Origin of the sequence: Streptomyces sp. NPDC094448, from assembly GCF_044763775.1 — a bacterium.
GTDB lineage: Bacteria > Actinomycetota > Actinomycetes > Streptomycetales > Streptomycetaceae > Streptomyces.
This window is the reverse complement of the sequence record NZ_JBIWGU010000013.1, coordinates 179,136-194,892: the sequence shown is the minus strand read 5'-3', so window position 1 is coordinate 194,892 and position 15,757 is coordinate 179,136. Positions and strand designations below refer to the sequence as shown.

Below are 15,757 nucleotides of genomic sequence, written 5' to 3'. Positions count from 1 at the left end.
AGTCCGCAACGGCGCCAGGACGTCCGGAGCAGGGTGCCCGGGGGTTACGGCGGGCCGGAGCCGTGCAGCCAGAACGCCCCGTAGACCGCGGCCGCCGCCGACAGCAGTCCGGCCACCGTCCACACCACCGGAGCCTTCGTCCGTGCGAGGGCGACGGCGGCGGGGATCAGGAGTGGGAAGGCGGGCATCAGAAGCCGCGGCTTGGAGCCGAAGTAGCCCGAGGAGCAGAGGGCGAGCGCCAGGACGATGCCGCTGTAGACCAGGAGGGGCAGCGGCTGGCCCTGCCGGATGCCCCGGGTGTACAGCCAGAGCAGGGCGATCACTCCGGCGGCCAGCGCAAGGCCGGCGGGCGGGGTGCTCGCGATCAGGCCGCCGATGAAACGGGCGAAGGCCAGCCCGCCGTCGAAGCCGTTCCCCCAGGCTCCCTGGACGTCGAGATAGCCGAAGAGCGGATTGCCCTCGCGGATCCCGACCCACAGGACGTACCCGGCGGCGCCCAGCGGGGCGAGCAGCGCCCCGGCGAGGATCCGCAGCCGCTCGGTGCGTATGCCCCTGGTGCCGGTTCCGCCGGAGCCGGTTTCGCCGGTGTTTTCGCTGGTGTTCCGGAGCGCGAGGTACGCGCCCGCCCAGACCGCGGCGGCCACCGCCAGCCCCACCGGGCGGGTCAGCCCGGCGAGCGCCGCGAGCAGCCCGGCGGCCGGCCAGTGTCCCCGTACCACCGCATACAGCGACCAGGCCGCCAGAGCCGTGAACAGTGATTCGCTGTACGCCATCGACTGGACGATCCCGACCGGCAGCGCACCCCACAGCACCACGGTGAGCACCCCGGCCCGCGGCCCGTAGAGGTGGTCCACCAGCCGGAAGATGCCCCAGGCCGCGGCGAGGGAGGCGGCGGCGCTGACGGCGAGCCCGGCGTCGGCGGGCCCGAGGGGGGTGACCGCCGACAGCCCCTTCTCCAGCCACGGCAGCAGCGGGAAGAAGGCGGTGTTGGACAGCACCCGCCCGTCGGGCGCGGTGAGGGTGAACCCGTACCCGTGCTCGACGACCCGTACGTACCAGAGGGAGTCCCACCGCTCGGCGAGCAGCCGGTGCGCGCTGCGGTCCGCGAACTGCGCCCAGAGGAACAGCACGGCGAGGCCGAGCGCCTTGATCGCGGCGTAGGCGGCGAGGGCCGCGAGCACGGCCCGGCCCGGAGCCGGCTGCACAGGCACGGCGGTGCGGGCCGCGTCCGTGGGGGTGAGGAGCACGCCTGGTCCAAGCGGGTCGGGGACGGGGACCTGACCAGTATCCGCGACGGCGCCCTGCGGCCCGGCGGGCGGGGCAGGGGGCGGCGCCGGTCCCTGCGGGGCGCGGCTTGCCGTCCGGCCGCGGGCCGTGGGTGGCTGGTCGCGCAGTTCCGCCCCCTATGCCTTCGGCAATGGGGGACCCCAGCGCCCCCAGCCCCCGCCCCCGTCACCCTTCGGGTCGCTACGGCAGGTTTCGGGCCATCACGATGCGCTGGACCTGGTTCGTGCCCTCGTAGATCTGGGTGATCTTGGCGTCGCGCATCATCCGCTCCAGCGGATAGTCACGGGTGTAGCCGTAGCCGCCGAGGAGCTGGACCGCGTCCGTGGTGACCTCCATCGCGACGTCGGAGGCGAAGCACTTCGCCGCGGCACCGAAGAACGTGAGCGCCTCGCCCGCGCCTCCGGCGGCGACGCGCTCGGACCTGGCGGCGGCGGCGTAGGTGAGCTGGCGGGCCGCCTCCAGCTTCATGGCCATATCGGCCAGCATGAACTGCACCCCCTGGAAGTCCCCGACCGGCTTGCCGAACTGCTTGCGCTCGCGGACATAGCCCTTGGCGTAGTCGAGGGCGCCCTGGGCTACGCCGAGGGCCTGGGCGGCGATGGTGATCCGGGTGTGGTCCAGGGTCTTCATCGCGGTGGCGAACCCGGTGCCCTCCTCGCCGATCATGCGGTCGGCGGGGATGCGGACGTTGTCGAGGTAGACCTCGCGGGTCGGGGAGCCTTTGATGCCGAGCTTCTTCTCCGGGGCGCCGAAGGAGACGCCCTCGTCGGACTTCTCGACGACGAAGGCGGAGATGCCCTTCGACCGCTTCTCCGGGTCGGTGACGGCCATGACCGTGTAGTACTCGGAGACCCCCGCGTTGGTGATCCACCGCTTGACGCCGTTGAGGATCCAGTGGTCGCCGTCGCGGACCGCACGGGTCTTCATCCCGGCCGCGTCGGAGCCCGCGTCCGGTTCCGAGAGGGCGTACGAGAACATCGCGTCGCCCTTGGCCAGCGGGCCGAGGTACTTCTCCTTCAGCTCCTCCGAACCGGAGAGGATCACCGGGAGGGAGCCGAGCTTGTTGACGGCCGGGATCAGGGAGGAGGAGACGCAGACCCGGGCGACCTCCTCGATGACGATCACCGTGGCGAGGGCGTCGGCGCCCGCGCCGCCGTAGCTCTCGGGGACATGGACGGCGTGCAGATCATTGGCGACCAGCGCGTCGAGGGCCTCCTGGGGGAAGCGGGACCGCTCGTCGACGTCGGCGGCGAACGGAGCAATCTTCGCCTCGGCGAGGGAGCGGACGGCATCACGGAGCAGGTCGTGCTCCTCGGACGGGCGGTACAGGTCGAAATCAGCCGATCCGGCCACGTTCTCTCACTCCCCAAGGACGTTCACTACCGTTAAGTAACTCATGGTAGATCTGCGGCCCCTTCCGGCATAGGTGACCTGCGCGACAGGCGGCAGGCACCGGGGCAGTACACGCGGTTATGCTCGGGGCCGTCCCGCCGGGTTGGTAATTGGAGTACGCATGGCCCTCAAGATCACCGTGATCGGCACCGGCTACCTCGGCGCCACGCACGCCGCGGCCATGGCCGAACTCGGTTTCGAGGTCCTCGGGCTCGATATCGTCCCCGAGAAGATCGCGATGCTCTCCGCGGGGCGGGTGCCGATGTACGAACCCGGGCTGGAGGAGCTGCTGCGCCGGCACGTCGCGGGGCTCGAAGGGTCCAGCGGACGGCTGCGCTTCACCACCTCCTGGGAGGAGGCGGGCGCCTTCGGCGATATCCACTTCGTCTGTGTGAACACCCCGCAGAAGCACGGCGAGTACGCCTGCGACATGAGCTTCGTGGATGCCGCATTCTCCTCCCTCGCCCCTCATCTGACCCGCCCGGCGCTGGTCGTCGGCAAGTCGACCGTGCCGGTCGGCAGCGCGGCCCGGCTCGCCGGGCTGCTGCGGGAGCTGGCGCCCGGCGAGGTGGAGCTGGCCTGGAACCCGGAGTTCCTGCGGGAGGGCTTCGCCGTCGCGGACACCCTCCACCCCGACCGGATCGTGGTGGGCGTCGAGAGCGAACGGGCCGAGAAGCTGCTGCGGGAGGTGTACGCCGGTCCGGTCGCGGAGGGGTCGCCCTTCGTCGTCACCGACTTCCCGACCGCCGAGCTGGTGAAGACCGCCGCGAACTCCTTCCTGTCGACCAAGATCTCCTTCATCAACGCGATGGCCGAGATCTGCGAGGCCGCGGGCGGCGACGTCGTGAAGCTCGCGGAGGCGATCGGGCACGACGACCGGATCGGGAAGAAGTTCCTGCGCGCCGGGATCGGCTTCGGCGGCGGCTGCCTGCCCAAGGACATCCGCGCCTTCATGGCCCGCGCGGGCGAGCTCGGCGCCGACCAGGCCCTCACCTTCCTGCGCGAGGTCGACTCCATCAATATGCGCCGCCGCACCCATATGGTCGAGCTGGCCCGGGAGGCGGTCGGCGGCTCCTTCCTCGGCAAGCGGGTCGCGGTCCTCGGCGCCACCTTCAAGCCGGACTCGGACGATGTCCGGGACTCCCCCGCGCTCAATGTCGCGGGCCAGATCCACCTCCAGGGCGGCCAGGTCACCGTCTACGACCCCAAGGGGATGGCGAACGCCCGGGTGCTGTTCCCGACGCTCGGGTACGCGGACTCCGCCGAGGCCGCCGCCCGCGGCGCCGACGTGGTCCTCCACCTCACGGAGTGGACCGAGTTCCGCGAGCTGGACCCGGCCCGGCTGGGCACGGTCGTGGCCGACCGGATCATCCTCGACGGCCGCAACGCACTGGACGGAGCGGTCTGGCGCGAGGCCGGCTGGACCTATCGGGCGATGGGCCGCCCGACCGCGTAACCGCGGGCCCTGCGGGGCGCGAACCCTCCGGGAGCGGGAGTCCTCCGGGCCCCGGGCCGTCGTACAACCGCGCCGCGCCGCCATCGCGCATCCGAGCGGACCCGGCCGTCAGGCTCCCGGTCGCGCCGCGGTCCTCGCGCGGTACGCGCGCATCTTCGCGCGGGCGCCGCAGACCGACATCGAACACCAGCGGCCGCGGGCCGCGGGGCTGCGGTCGTAGTACGCCCAGCGGCAGGTCGTGGACTCGCAGCACTTCAGGCGCTGCCAGGTGCCGGCGATCAGGGAGTCGGCGACCGCCTGGGCCACCCTGCGGGTCAGGGCGGGGGCCGGGGACGGGACGGGCGCCAGCGCCGCGGCGCCGTCGCCGGTGACCGTGACCGCGAGCGGCGCCGCGGCGAGCAGCGCACCCAGTTCCGAAGGGGGCGGGCCGCCGGGGGCGGTATGGCCCGCGTGGGCCGTGAGGGCGGAGCGGAGCGCCTCGCGCAGTGCGCGGGCGGCGGGCACGTCCCCGGGGGCCAGATCGAAGCGGGCACACCCTTCCGGGGTGTCCAGGGTGTCCGTTCCGGCCTCGAAATCGACGGTGTTGACCAGCGCTTCGATCAGCGCGAGACCCCCGGGCGCGGGTTCCCTCTCGTTCATGGTTGCGACGTTACCTCCCAAGGGGGATGATGAGGTAACCGTTACCCTCAGACCCTGTTCAGTGGTAACGAACCGGGCTCCGCTGGAGGAGAGTCATGAGTATCGCCACCGTCCACATGGTCACCGTCGACTGTTCCGACCCGGCCGCGCTCGGCCGCTTCTACCAGGCCGTTCTCGGCGGTGAGCTGAAGGTGGAGGACGACGATTGGGCGGTGCTGCGGCCTGCGGGAGCGGGTCCGGCACTGGGCTTCCAGACCGTGCCCGGCTATGTACCGGCACCCTGGCCCGGTACGCCCGCGCAGACGCATCTCGACCTCCATGCCGACGATCCCGAGGCGGCGGAGAAGGCGGTCCTGGCCCTCGGCGCGACCCTGCTGGAGGCCCGCCCGGAGAACCGCTGGCGGGTGTACGCCGATCCGGCCGGGCACCCCTTCTGCCTCGGCTTCTGAACATCTCCGGATACGGCGGAGGGCGCGCGGTCGTCGGACCGCGCGCCCTCTTCCGTACCCGCTGCGGACGGACCCCGTCAGCCGTCCAGCGCGGTGATCGTCGCGTTCGACGGGCCCCGGCGGGACTGCTCCTCCCGGGCCACGGCCTCCGCGTCACGGAGCACCCGTACCGCATTGCCCCAGGTCAGCTTGGCGATCTCGGCCTCGGACCAGTTCCGGCGGAGCAGTTCGGCGATCAGACGGGGATAGCCGGAGACATCGTCGAGTCCGGCCGGGGTGAAGGCCGTACCGTCGTAGTCGCCGCCGATGCCGATATGGTCGACGCCCGCCGTCTCCCGCATATGGTCGAGATGGTCGGCGACCGTGGCCGCGGTGGCGACCGGGCGCGGGTGCGCCTCCTCGAAGGCAGCGTGGAGCTTCATCGCCGCCGGGGTGGTGTCGAGGTGGTGGAGGCCGTGGGCGCGGAGGTTCTCGTCGGCCGCGGCGGTCCAGTCCACGGCCGCCTGGAGCACGAACTTGGGGACGAAGGTCACCATCGCCACGCCCCCGTTGCCGGGGAGCCGTTCCAGGACGTCGTCGGGGATATTGCGCGGATGGTCGCAGACGGCGCGGGCGGAGGAGTGGGAGAAGACGACGGGCGCGGTCGTGGTGTCCAGCGCCGCCCGCATGGTCGCCGGAGCGACATGGGAGAGGTCGACCAGCATCCCGCAGCGGTTCATCTCCCGGACGACCTCACGGCCGAAGGCGGTGAGACCCCCGTGGGCCGGGGCATCGGTCGCCGAGTCCGCCCAGTCGTTGTTGTCGTTGTGGGTGAGGGTCATATAGCGCACCCCGAGGGCGTGGAGCGCGCGCAGGGTGGCGAGGGAGTTGTTGATGGAGTGGCCGCCCTCGGCCCCCATCAGGGAGGCGATCCGGCCCTCGGCGCGGGCCTTCTCGACCTCGTCGGCAGTGGCCGCGGGCGCCAGATCGGCCGGATAGCGGTCGAGGAGCTGCCGTACGGAGTCGATCTGCTCCAGGGTCGCGCTCACCGCGTTGTCGCCGGTCAGCGACGAGGGGACATAGACCGACCAGAACTGCGCGCCCACCCCGCCGGACCGCAGCCGGGGGATGTCGGTGTGCAGGACGCCGGTGCGGTCGGTGTCGATGCCGAGCCGGTCGAGGTCGTAGCGGACGTGCTCGCGCAGCGCCCAGGGGAGGTCGTTGTGGCCGTCGACGACGGGATGGGCGGCGAGGATCGCCCGCGCCCTGGCCGACTGCTCGGCGGTGGGGGAATCAGGTTCCATGGCCGATCACTTCCCCGCGGGACTACTTGCCGAAGCCGAAGGCACCGCTGCCCTCGGCCTTGGCGCGCAGCCGCTTGCCCTTCTCGGTGGCCTGGTGGTTCAGCTCGGTCTGGAAGTCACGCATCCGGCCGAGCAGTTCCGGGTCCTGGGTGCCGAGGATCCGGGCAGCGAGCAGTCCGGCGTTGCGGGCCCCGGCGACGGAGACGGTGGCGACCGGGACACCCGCGGGCATCTGGACGATGGAGAGCAGGGAGTCCATGCCGTCGAGGTACTTCAGCGGGACGGGCACGCCGATGACCGGGAGCGGGGTGACGGAGGCGAGCATGCCGGGCAGATGGGCGGCGCCCCCGGCCCCCGCGATGATCACCTTCAGGCCGCGGGCGTCGGCGCCCTCGCCGTACGCGATCATCTCGTGCGGCATCCGGTGCGCGGAGACCACGTCGACCTCGTACGGAACCTCGAACTCGGCCAGGGCCTGGGCCGCGGCCTCCATGACCGGCCAGTCGGAGTCGGAGCCCATCACGATGCCAACCAGCGGGGTGGTGCTGCTCATTCGGTGATCGTTCCTCTGAGGTAGTCGGCGGCGTGGCGGGCGCGTTCGCGGACGTCCGCGAGATCGTCACCGTAGGTGTTGACGTGCCCCACCTTCCGGCCGGGCTTGACGTCCTTGCCGTACATATGGATCTTGAGCTGCGGGTCGCGGGCCATGCAGTGCAGATACGCCTGGTACATGTCCGGGTAGTCGCCGCCCAGCACATTGCACATCACGGTCCACCGCGCGCGGGGGCGGGGGTCGCCCAGCGGCAGGTCGAGCACGGCCCGGACATGGTTGGCGAACTGGGACGTGACCGCGCCGTCCTGGGTCCAGTGGCCGGAGTTGTGGGGCCGCATGGCCAGCTCGTTGACGAGGACCCGGCCGTCGGCGGTCTCGAACAGCTCGACCGCGAGATGGCCGACGACGCCGAGTTCGGCGGCGATCCGCAGGGCGAGCTGCTGGGCCTCGCCCGCGAGGGTCTCACCGAGGCCGGGCGCGGGCGCGACGACCGTATCGCAGACGCCGTCGACCTGGGTGGACTCCACGACGGGGTAGGCGACGGCCTGGCCGTGCGGGGAGCGCACCACGTTCGCCGCCAGCTCGCGGACGAAGTCGACCTTCTCCTCCGCGAGTACGGGGACCCCGGCGGCGAACGGCTGGGCCGCGTCCGCCTCCGAGCGGACCACCCAGACACCCTTGCCGTCGTAGCCGCCGCGGACGGTCTTGAGGATCACGGGATAGCCGTCGCCCTCGGCCGCGAAGGCCGTCACGTCCGCCGGGTCGGCGACGATGCGGTTACGGGGACAGGGCACGCCCAGTTCGGCCAGGCGGGCCCGCATCACACCCTTGTCCTGGGCGTGGACGAGCGCGTCGGGCCCCGGGCGGACGGGGATGCCGTCCGCCTCCAGGGCGCGCAGATGCTCGACCGGGACATGCTCGTGATCAAAGGTGATCACGTCGCAGCCGCGGGCGAACGCGCGGAGGGTGGCGAGATCGCGATAGTCGCCTATCACGACATCGCCCACCACCTGTGCCGCCGAATCCTGCGGAGTGTCACTGAGGAGCTTGAAACGGATACCGAGGGGGATGCCCGCCTCGTGGGTCATACGGGCGAGCTGACCGCCGCCGACCATGCCGACTACCGGGAACGTCACCCTCACAGGGTATCGGGGGCGGGCGGCGGCGGAACCGGGGTGTACGGAGCGTGATATCCGCTTTGATCAGTGTTGATCGTTTTGTGGCTTGTTTCCACCGCTCGGCAACCTCTTCTGTATCTTCTTGCCCACGGGTCGGGTCCATCGACGGCGATGTCCCCGGGCCTGCGGCACGACCGCTGGTTAGCATGATTGAAATGACGCTGTCAACGAGACGGGACTGAGCTCTCACTATGGGTGAACGCGGCGGAGCGTTGCGTGGGCAGCTGCACCAACTGGTGCGCGAGGTCGCCAAATTCGGGGCGGTCGGGGGCCTCGGGGTCCTGGTCAACCTCGCGGTCTTCAACCTCGTCAGGCAGACCACCGAGATCCCGGTGGTGCGGGCGTCGATCATCGCCACGGTGGTCGCGATCGCCTTCAACTACGTGGGCTTCCGCTACTTCACGTACCGGGACCGCGACAAGACCGGGCGGACCCGGGAACTCTCCCTCTTTCTGCTGTTCAGCGTGATCGGCCTGGTCATCGAGAACGGCATCCTCTACGCGGCGACGTACGGCTTCGACTGGGACGGGCCGCTCCAGAGCAACTTCTTCAAGTTCTTCGGCATCGGGGTCGCGACGATGTTCCGCTTCTGGTCGTACCGGACGTGGGTCTTCCGGCACCAGCCGGAGCCGGTCGCGGTGGCGGAGGAAGCGGTGGCGACGGCCGCGGAGGAAGCGGCGCAGGCGTCTGCGGGTGCGGGTGCGGTACCGGCGACGCCTCCGGACGTACGGTCCGCCGCGCCGGGACGGCCCTCGGCGGACCGGCTGGCACCGCGGCGCTGACGGGCGGCGTCCGCGCGGAGGCGGGGTCCGGGGTGCTCAGCGGACCGTCGGCGGCTCTTCCTCCTGCTTGCGCGCCACCCGGCTCAGGAAGAGGGCGAAGACCGGCGGATGCTGCTGGAGCAGCTCCAGCCGGCCGCCGTCCGCCTCCGCGAGATCCCGCGCCACGGCCAGGCCGATGCCCGTCGAGTTCCGGCCGCTGATCGTCCGCTCGAAGATCCTTGCGCCCAGATCGGCGGGCACCCCCGGGCCTTCGTCGGTCACTTCGATCACGGCCTGGTTTCCGACCACCCGGGTACGGATCGCGACCGTACCGCCGCCGTGCATGAGGGAATTCTCGATGAGCGCGGCCAGCACCTGCGCGACCGCGCCCGGGGTACCGACCGCACGCATGCCCTGGCGGCCCGAGCGGACCACGGCGCGCCCGGCGCTGCGGTAGGCCGGGCGCCACTCTTCGAGCTGCTGCTTGACGACCTCGTCGAGGTCGAAGGCGAGCGCGGAGCCCTCCCGCGGATCCCGGGCATTGGTCAGCAGTCGCTCCACGACGTCCGTCAGCCGCTCGACCTGCGTCAGCGCGATGCTCGCCTCCTCCTTCACGGTATCCGGATCGTCGGTCGCGGAGATCTCCTCCAGCCGCATCGACAGCGCGGTCAGGGGGGTCCGGAGCTGATGGGAGGCGTCCGCGGCGAGCCGGCGCTCGGCGGTCAGCATCCGGGCGATCCGTACGGCACTGGAGTCCAGCACATCGGCCACCCGGTCCAGCTCGGGAACGCCGTACCGCCGGTGGCGGGGGCGGGGGTCACCCGAGCCGAGCCGTTCGGCGGTCTCCGCGAGATCCGTCAGCGGGGAAGCGAGCCGGTCCGCCTGGCGTACGGCGAGCACGACGGCGGCCACCACGGCGAGCATCGCGACGGCGCCGGTGATCAGGAGGGTACGGCCGACCTCCTCGTAGACCGCGGAGTACGGCTCCTCGACGGTGACGGTCTGGCCGTGCTCGCCCGACACCTCGGCACGGATCACCCGGCCGGTCGGCTTCTTGCCCACGGCGAAGGGGGCCCGGCCGGAGAGCTTGATCACCGCGTACCGGTCGATACGGCTCTCCTCCTCGACGATCTCGGGCGTGATCGGCTGCTCGTGCTCCTCGACGAGCTTGCTGTCGAGGAAGCTGACGAGTTGGACCGCTTCGGCCTCGACGGACTCCTCGGCGGTGGAGGTGATGGTGCGGGTCTCGACGAGGACGAGGGAGACGCCGAAGACGGCGATGACGACGAGGACGACGGCGAGGGTCGAGTTGATCAGTCGTCGACGCACGGTGCCCTCCGGGCAGGTCGGTGATTCAAGGGCCGGGCCCCCGAGACCCTATCCCTCCGAGGGGTGGGAGGTGGGGGGCTTGGGGGTGCGGGGCGGGACGGAGCCGCGGGCGCGGGAGCCTGGCCGGGGCGGGGGCGCGGGAGCCTGGCCGACGGGGGCGCGTCCGGCCGGGGCCGTTGATCGCCGGCCGACCGCCGCGGGGGGTGCTCGCGCACCCGGCCCGGCGACGCGGGAGGCGCCCCCGCCGCTCGCACCTGGCGGCGCAGGGCGGCCAAAGCCCGGCCGAGGCCATGCTGAAGGCCGACCGCGGCCATGGATTGCTCGCGCAGTTCCGCCCCCTATGCCTTCGGCAATGGGGGACCCCCAGCGCCCCTGAGGGGGCACCACCCACGCCGCCAAGCGCAGGGGTGGGGGCACCACCCACGCCGCCAAGCGCAGGGGTGGGGGCACCACCCACGCCGCCAAGCGCAGGGGTGGGGGCACCACCCACGCCGCCAGGCGCAGGGGGAGAACTGCGCGAGCACCCAGCGGCGGGCCGGTCCCGGCCCGGCGCTTGCCCGCGCGAGCAACCCCCGGCGGGCGGTCGTCGGCAGCGGGCCGGTCCCGGCCCGGCGCTCGCCGCCCCCGTCACGGGCCCGGGGGACAGGTCAGTTCTTCTCGAAGCGGAAGCCCACGCCGCGGACCGTCGCGATATAGCGCGGGTTCGCCGCGTCGTCGCCCAGTTTCTTGCGGAGCCACGAGATGTGCATGTCCAGGGTCTTGGTGGACGACCACCATGTGGTGTCCCAGACCTCGCGCATCAGCTGGTCGCGGGTGACCACCCGGCCCGCGTCGCGGACCAGGACCCGGAGGAGGTCGAACTCCTTGGCCGTGAGCTGAAGCTCCTCCTCGCCCATCCAGGCGCGATGGGACTCGACGTCGATCCGGACGCCGTGGGTCGCGGGCGCGGGCACCGGTTCCGTGGCGCCGCGGCGGAGCAGGGCCCGGACCCGGGCGAGCAGCTCGGCGAGGCGGAAGGGCTTGGTGACGTAGTCGTCGGCGCCCGCGTCGAGGCCGACGACGGTGTCGACCTCGTCGGCGCGCGCGGTCAGTACCAGGATGGGCACCGTGTGGCCCTCGGCCCGCAGCCGGCGGGCGACCTCCAGACCGTCCATACCGGGCAGGCCCAGGTCGAGAACGACCAGGTCCACGCCGCCCGCGAGACCCGCGTCGAGCGCGGCCGGACCGTCCTCGCGCACCTCGACCTCGTACCCCTCGCGGCGCAGCGCGCGCGCCAGGGGCTCCGAGATGGATGCGTCGTCCTCTGCGAGCAGTACACGCGTCATGGGGCGATGGTAGTCCGCAAGGGGGACGCAGAGGAGCGTGATCCACACTCCCTGCGGGTCATAGGTGCGAGGCCGGAGACAACCTTCGAATCGGTGATCACGTACCTGCTTTTCCTGTGATCCATCTCTCAAATCCTTCCTTATGGGCAGGTGTCATGTCGTATGGTGTCGAGTACGCCTGTAGCACTATGCGGAGACCTTTGGCCTGCCGAGCAGCAGCCCAGGGGTCTCTCTGTGTGTGAGGACCGGGACACCGGTCCGACGACAGTGAATGACCTGTGGACCGGGCCCCGAGCGCAATGACGCGACCGGGGTGTGGATCCCGGTGCGGACACGTCCCCGCCTTCGGCCCCCACGCCGGATGCGAACCCCTCGGGCGTGGGGCGGGACGCTCTCCCACCGGTGCCGGTCACCCCCCACCGGGCGCATTCCCGCGGACCCCGCGGCGCGTCCCGAACGCAAGGAACGACCATGGCGTCAAGCCTGACGAAGGCTCCGGCCGGCTCTGCCGAGACCGAGAAGACCTTCCTCGGCCACCCTCGTGGCCTGGCCAATCTCTTTATGACCGAGATGTGGGAGCGTTACAGCTTCTACGGCATGCGGGCGCTGCTCGTGCTCTACCTGGCCACCGAGGTGGCCGACGGCGGACTCGGCATGAAGGACGCGACCGCGGTCGCGATCTACTCCGTGTACAACGCCATGGTGTATCTGCTCGCCCTCCCCGGCGGCTGGCTGGGCGACCGGGTCTGGGGCGCCCGCAAGGCGGTGGCGATCGCCGGTATCGTGATCATGGCCGGTCACTTCCTGCTGGCCGTTCCCGCGCAGTTCTCGTTCTTCCTGGGTCTGGCGTTCATCGCGGCCGGTTCCGGTGTGCTCAAGGCCAATATCTCCACGATGGTCGGCCATCTGTACCCGGACAAGAACGACTCGCGCCGTGACAGTGGCTTCACGATCTTCTACATGGGCATCAACCTCGGTGCCTTCGTCGCGCCGCTGACGATCGGCGCGATCGGCCAGAAGGTGAACTGGCACCTCGGCTTCGCGCTGGCCGGTGTCGGTATGGCGATCGGTCTGCTCTTCTTCTTCCTGGGCTACCGCCACCTCAACGAGGAGTCCACCCGGGTCCCGAACCCGCTGCCCGCCTCCGAGCGGACCGCGCTGGTCAAGAAGGGCCTGATCTGGCTGGGCGTGGCCGCCGCCGCGTACGCCGTCGTGGGCCTGTCGGGCAACTTCCACATCGACTGGGTGCTGTGGCCGCTGACCGTCCTCGGTCTGCTGCTGCCGGCCTGGTACCTGTTCCGGATCCGCCGCGACAAGGACCTGACGCAGGTCGAGCAGGGCCGGATGACCGGCTACATCTGGTTCTTCGTCGCCGCCGCCGTGTTCTGGGCGATCTACGACCAGGGCGGTTCGGTCCTCACCCTGTTCGCCAAGAACGACACCGAGACCTCGATCTTCGGCTTCGACTTCGCCGAGAGCGCGTTCCAGTCGCTGAACCCGCTCTTCGTGATGGCGATGGCCCCGCTCTTCGCCATGCTGTGGGTGTGGCTGAGCCGCCGTAACAAGGAGCCCAGCACCGCGTCGAAGTTCGCCACCGCGCTGCTGCTGATCGGCGGCTCGTTCTTCGTGATGATGCTGGCCCAGGGCGTGGCCTCGGGCGAGACCAAGGTCTCCCCGATGTGGCTGGTCTCGGTGTACTTCATGCAGACCGTCGGCGAGCTGTGCCTCTCCCCGGTCGGCCTGTCGCTGACGACGAAGCTGGCGCCGGAGAAGTACTCCTCCCAGATGATGGGCGTCTGGTTCCTCGCGGTCACCGCGGGCAGCTCGGTCATCGCGCTCCTCCAGCTCGTCGGGGCGCCGACGGGTACGGAGGCGTGGTTCGCCAGCCAGGGCGCGCTGGCCCTCCTGGCCGGTGCGGGCGTCTTCATGTACCGCCGGAAGGTCAAGGCGCTCATGGGCGGCGTGCACTGACGCACTGACGGACCGGGTGCGGGACATACGGCCGGAGCCCCCGGCGGATCGCAGGATCCGCCGGGGGCTCCGCCGTCGTACGGCTGTGACCGGCCCGTGCGTGACCGGCGCCGGGAGCGTTCAGTCGCCGTAGATCGCGTCGATCTCCTTGGCGTAGTCCCGCAGGACGACGGTGCGCTTCAGCTTCAGCGACGGCGTGAGATGCCCCGACGCCTCGGTGAACTGGGATTCGAGGATCCTGAACTTGCGGACCGACTCGGCCTTGGAGACGGCGGCGTTCCCGTCGTCGACGGCCTGCTGGATCTCGGCGAGCAGCACCGGGTCGTCGCGCAGTTCGGCCGCGGTGATCCCGTCCGGTTTGCCGTTCTGGGCGGCCCAGCGCGGCAGGAACTCCTCGTCGATGGTGACCAGCACGCCGACGAACGGCTTGCCCTCGCCGACCACCATGCACTCGGCGACCAGGGCATGGGCCCGGATCCGGTCCTCGATGACGGCGGGGGCGACGTTCTTGCCGCCGGCGGTGACGATGATCTCCTTCTTCCGGCCGGTGATCCGGAGGTAGCCGTCGGCGTCGAGGGTGCCGATATCGCCGGTGTGGAACCAGTCGCCGGACATGACGGCGGCGGTGGCCTCGGGGTTGTTCCAGTAGCCGGCGAAGATGTGCTCGCCCTTGAGGAGGATCTCGCCGTCCTCCGCGATTTTCGCCCCGGTGCCGGGGATCGGCTGGCCGACCGTGCCGATCTTCTGCCGGTCGAGCGGGTTGAGGGTGGTGGCCGCGCAGGATTCGGCGAGTCCGTAGCCCTCCAGGACGAGGATGCCGAGGCCGCGGTAGAAGTGGCCGAGGCGCTCGCCGAGGGCGGCGCCGCCGGAGATGGCGTAGCGGGCGCGGCCGCCGAGGGCGGCGCGCAGCTTCCCGTACACCAGCTTGTCGAAGAGCGCGTAGCGCAGGCGCAGACCGAGGCCGGGGCCGGACGGATCGTCCTGGGCGCGGCTGTGGGCGATGGCGGTGTCGACGGCCTTGTCGAAGATCTTGCCCTTGCCGGCCGCCCTGGCCTGGGCGCGGGCGGAGTTGTAGACCTTCTCGAAGACCCTCGGGACGCCGAGGAGGTAGCTGGGCCGGAAGGCGGCCAGCTCGGCGGAGACGTCCTTGAGGTCGCTGACGTGGCCCAGTCTGACCGCGCCCATCAGCGCGCCGATCTCGACGACCCGGCCCAGGACATGGGCCTGCGGGAGGAAGAGGAGGACGGAGGCGTCGGCGGAGAACATCTCCGGATTGCGGCCGATGATGTTCCCGCACTCGGCGAGGAAGTTGCGGTGGGTCAGCTCGCAGCCCTTGGGGCGGCCGGTGGTGCCGGAGGTGTAGACGATGGTGGCGAGGGAGTCGGCGTCCGCGACGGCGGCCCGTTCGTCGACCAGTTCGTCGGTGATGCCGGCGCCCGACCCGGTCAGTTCGGCGACCGCGCCGGCGTCGATCCGCCAGAGGTGCTTCAGCAGCGGGAGCCGTTCCCGTACGCCCTCGACCACGGCCTGGTGCTCCGCGGTCTCGACGATGCAGGCGACGGCGCCGGAGTCCCCGGTCACCCACTCGACCTGTTCGGCGGACGAGGTCTCGTAGACGGGTACGGAGACGCCTCCGGCGAACCAGATCGCGAAGTCGAAGAGGGTCCATTCGTAGCGGGTGCGGGACATCAGGGCGATCCGGTCCCCGGGCTGCACCCCGGCGGCGATCAGGCCCTTGGCCACCGCCTTGGCCTCGGCCAGGAAGGCGGTGGCCGTGATGTCGCGCCAGTGGCCGTGCTCCTTGCGGGCGAGGACGGCACGGTCCGGGTAGTCGGTGGCGTTCCGGATCGCGATGGCCGTCAGATTGCCGTCCGACGGCACGTCGTACAGGGCCGGAACGGTGAACTCGCGCACGGTTCTTCCTCCTTCTCGGCGACGCTGTGGTGTCGGCTGAGACGCATCGGAAGAACCGGGTCCGGCGGGCTCGGACGCTACCAGCCGCTTGCGGACGCTACCAGTGGGTAAGGGAGGCGGTACAGATGCCGGACCGCTGGACTTTTCCCAAGGACCCAATATGTTTCTTGTGTCATGAAGGGGACGGTTGTGCCCGCTCTGCCGCATGGCGCTCCCCCAC

At 71.1% G+C, this 15,757-nt stretch carries 13 protein-coding genes; 4 read left to right on the top strand and 9 right to left on the bottom strand.

Going from position 1 to position 15,757, the window contains the following annotated elements:
- Positions 1-44: 44 nt before the first annotated feature.
- The gene (locus ACIQ9E_RS25070) at positions 45-1,247 is read right to left on the bottom strand and encodes a hypothetical protein (protein ID WP_403710567.1); all 1,203 of its coding nucleotides are present in this window, start codon (positions 1,245-1,247) and stop codon (positions 45-47) included.
- A gap of 220 nt (positions 1,248-1,467) precedes the next feature.
- Positions 1,468-2,640, bottom strand: coding sequence for an acyl-CoA dehydrogenase family protein (locus ACIQ9E_RS25065; RefSeq protein WP_403710565.1), 1,173 nt, complete (start codon positions 2,638-2,640; stop codon positions 1,468-1,470).
- A 160-nt stretch (positions 2,641-2,800) separates the two neighbouring features.
- Between ACIQ9E_RS25065 and ACIQ9E_RS25060 the strand changes: the two genes are divergently transcribed.
- Positions 2,801-4,135 carry a UDP-glucose dehydrogenase family protein gene (locus ACIQ9E_RS25060; protein ID WP_403710563.1) on the top strand — a complete coding sequence of 445 codons (1,335 nt, stop codon included), beginning with the start codon at positions 2,801-2,803 and terminating at the stop codon, positions 4,133-4,135.
- 108 nt (positions 4,136-4,243) lie between these two features.
- Here ACIQ9E_RS25060 and ACIQ9E_RS25055 read toward each other — a convergent pair whose 3' ends face one another.
- A complete protein-coding gene (locus ACIQ9E_RS25055) occupies positions 4,244-4,774 on the bottom strand; it encodes a CGNR zinc finger domain-containing protein (protein ID WP_403710561.1) in 531 nt (176 codons plus the stop codon).
- A 95-nt stretch (positions 4,775-4,869) separates the two neighbouring features.
- Between ACIQ9E_RS25055 and ACIQ9E_RS25050 the strand changes: the two genes are divergently transcribed.
- A complete protein-coding gene (locus tag ACIQ9E_RS25050; protein WP_403710559.1) occupies positions 4,870-5,223 on the top strand; it encodes a VOC family protein in 354 nt (117 codons plus the stop codon).
- Between the two features lie 77 nt (positions 5,224-5,300).
- Here the strand turns inward: ACIQ9E_RS25050 and ACIQ9E_RS25045 are convergent, their stop codons facing one another.
- From ACIQ9E_RS25045 to ACIQ9E_RS25035, 3 genes are read right to left on the bottom strand one after another with little or no spacing between them, the layout of a single operon-like run.
- Entirely contained in the window at positions 5,301-6,506 is a 1,206-nt protein-coding gene (locus tag ACIQ9E_RS25045) for a dipeptidase (protein WP_403710557.1), read from the bottom strand.
- A gap of 22 nt (positions 6,507-6,528) precedes the next feature.
- A complete protein-coding gene (gene purE, locus ACIQ9E_RS25040; protein ID WP_403710555.1) occupies positions 6,529-7,059 on the bottom strand; it encodes a 5-(carboxyamino)imidazole ribonucleotide mutase in 531 nt (176 codons plus the stop codon).
- On the bottom strand, positions 7,056-8,195 hold the full coding sequence (locus ACIQ9E_RS25035; protein WP_403710553.1) for a 5-(carboxyamino)imidazole ribonucleotide synthase: 1,140 nt from the start codon (positions 8,193-8,195) through the stop codon (positions 7,056-7,058). The genes purE and ACIQ9E_RS25035 overlap by 4 nt, the downstream gene beginning before the upstream one ends.
- 233 nt (positions 8,196-8,428) lie before the next feature.
- Between ACIQ9E_RS25035 and ACIQ9E_RS25030 the strand changes: the two genes are divergently transcribed.
- Positions 8,429-9,019, top strand: coding sequence for a GtrA family protein (locus tag ACIQ9E_RS25030; protein ID WP_403710551.1), 591 nt, complete (start codon positions 8,429-8,431; stop codon positions 9,017-9,019).
- Between the two features lie 36 nt (positions 9,020-9,055).
- On the opposite strand, the gene ACIQ9E_RS25025 is transcribed toward ACIQ9E_RS25030, so the two are convergent.
- Both ACIQ9E_RS25025 and ACIQ9E_RS25020 read right to left on the bottom strand, forming a co-directional pair.
- Positions 9,056-10,327, bottom strand: coding sequence for an ATP-binding protein (locus ACIQ9E_RS25025; RefSeq protein WP_403710549.1), 1,272 nt, complete (start codon positions 10,325-10,327; stop codon positions 9,056-9,058).
- Between the two features lie 647 nt (positions 10,328-10,974).
- Complete coding sequence (locus ACIQ9E_RS25020) at positions 10,975-11,652, bottom strand: response regulator transcription factor (RefSeq protein WP_006348944.1); 678 nt, start codon at positions 11,650-11,652, stop codon at positions 10,975-10,977.
- A gap of 471 nt (positions 11,653-12,123) precedes the next feature.
- On the opposite strand from ACIQ9E_RS25020, the gene ACIQ9E_RS25015 reads away from it, so the two are divergent.
- The gene (locus ACIQ9E_RS25015; RefSeq protein ID WP_403710547.1) at positions 12,124-13,623 is read left to right on the top strand and encodes a peptide MFS transporter; all 1,500 of its coding nucleotides are present in this window, start codon (positions 12,124-12,126) and stop codon (positions 13,621-13,623) included.
- A gap of 120 nt (positions 13,624-13,743) precedes the next feature.
- On the opposite strand, the gene ACIQ9E_RS25010 is transcribed toward ACIQ9E_RS25015, so the two are convergent.
- Positions 13,744-15,537 carry an AMP-dependent synthetase/ligase gene (locus ACIQ9E_RS25010; RefSeq protein WP_403710545.1) on the bottom strand — a complete coding sequence of 598 codons (1,794 nt, stop codon included), beginning with the start codon at positions 15,535-15,537 and terminating at the stop codon, positions 13,744-13,746.
- Positions 15,538-15,757 lie beyond the last annotated feature (220 nt).

What these genes read in the sequence shown, in the direction of transcription:
- ACIQ9E_RS25060 (WP_403710563.1), top strand. Translation starts at nt 2,801, where the DNA reads ATGGCCCTCAAGATCACCGTGATCGGCACCGGCTACCTCGGCGCCACG.
- ACIQ9E_RS25055 (WP_403710561.1), bottom strand. Translation starts at nt 4,774, where the DNA reads ATGAACGAGAGGGAACCCGCGCCCGGGGGTCTCGCGCTGATCGAAGCG.
- ACIQ9E_RS25050 (WP_403710559.1), top strand. Translation starts at nt 4,870, where the DNA reads ATGAGTATCGCCACCGTCCACATGGTCACCGTCGACTGTTCCGACCCG.
- ACIQ9E_RS25045 (WP_403710557.1), bottom strand. Translation starts at nt 6,506, where the DNA reads ATGGAACCTGATTCCCCCACCGCCGAGCAGTCGGCCAGGGCGCGGGCG.
- purE (WP_403710555.1), bottom strand. Translation starts at nt 7,059, where the DNA reads ATGAGCAGCACCACCCCGCTGGTTGGCATCGTGATGGGCTCCGACTCC.
- ACIQ9E_RS25030 (WP_403710551.1), top strand. Translation starts at nt 8,429, where the DNA reads ATGGGTGAACGCGGCGGAGCGTTGCGTGGGCAGCTGCACCAACTGGTG.
- ACIQ9E_RS25020 (WP_006348944.1), bottom strand. Translation starts at nt 11,652, where the DNA reads ATGACGCGTGTACTGCTCGCAGAGGACGACGCATCCATCTCGGAGCCC.
- ACIQ9E_RS25015 (WP_403710547.1), top strand. Translation starts at nt 12,124, where the DNA reads ATGGCGTCAAGCCTGACGAAGGCTCCGGCCGGCTCTGCCGAGACCGAG.